Origin of the sequence: Achromobacter sp. SIMBA_011, from assembly GCF_046535435.1 — a bacterium.
GTDB lineage: Bacteria > Pseudomonadota > Gammaproteobacteria > Burkholderiales > Burkholderiaceae_B > Achromobacter > Achromobacter dolens.
Map to the genome: position 1 here is coordinate 1 of NZ_JAWRWN010000021.1, position 1,145 is coordinate 1,145.

The 1,145-nt window shown below is 55.1% G+C and carries 1 rRNA gene; it reads left to right on the plus strand.

The features are described 5' to 3' along the window. Window positions 1-1,145 (plus strand): 16S ribosomal RNA (locus tag SB816_RS29655); the annotation flags it as partial.

The following is a 1,145-nucleotide window of genomic DNA, read 5'->3' on the forward strand; positions in this document are numbered from 1 at the left end:
CTGTAAGACTGGGATAACTCCGGGAAACCGGGGCTAATACCGGATGGTTGTCTGAACCGCATGGTTCAGACATAAAAGGTGGCTTCGGCTACCACTTACAGATGGACCCGCGGCGCATTAGCTAGTTGGTGAGGTAACGGCTCACCAAGGCGACGATGCGTAGCCGACCTGAGAGGGTGATCGGCCACACTGGGACTGAGACACGGCCCAGACTCCTACGGGAGGCAGCAGTAGGGAATCTTCCGCAATGGACGAAAGTCTGACGGAGCAACGCCGCGTGAGTGATGAAGGTTTTCGGATCGTAAAGCTCTGTTGTTAGGGAAGAACAAGTGCCGTTCAAATAGGGCGGCACCTTGACGGTACCTAACCAGAAAGCCACGGCTAACTACGTGCCAGCAGCCGCGGTAATACGTAGGTGGCAAGCGTTGTCCGGAATTATTGGGCGTAAAGGGCTCGCAGGCGGTTTCTTAAGTCTGATGTGAAAGCCCCCGGCTCAACCGGGGAGGGTCATTGGAAACTGGGGAACTTGAGTGCAGAAGAGGAGAGTGGAATTCCACGTGTAGCGGTGAAATGCGTAGAGATGTGGAGGAACACCAGTGGCGAAGGCGACTCTCTGGTCTGTAACTGACGCTGAGGAGCGAAAGCGTGGGGAGCGAACAGGATTAGATACCCTGGTAGTCCACGCCGTAAACGATGAGTGCTAAGTGTTAGGGGGTTTCCGCCCCTTAGTGCTGCAGCTAACGCATTAAGCACTCCGCCTGGGGAGTACGGTCGCAAGACTGAAACTCAAAGGAATTGACGGGGGCCCGCACAAGCGGTGGAGCATGTGGTTTAATTCGAAGCAACGCGAAGAACCTTACCAGGTCTTGACATCCTCTGACAATCCTAGAGATAGGACGTCCCCTTCGGGGGCAGAGTGACAGGTGGTGCATGGTTGTCGTCAGCTCGTGTCGTGAGATGTTGGGTTAAGTCCCGCAACGAGCGCAACCCTTGATCTTAGTTGCCAGCATTCAGTTGGGCACTCTAAGGTGACTGCCGGTGACAAACCGGAGGAAGGTGGGGATGACGTCAAATCATCATGCCCCTTATGACCTGGGCTACACACGTGCTACAATGGACAGAACAAAGGGCAGCGAAACCGCGAG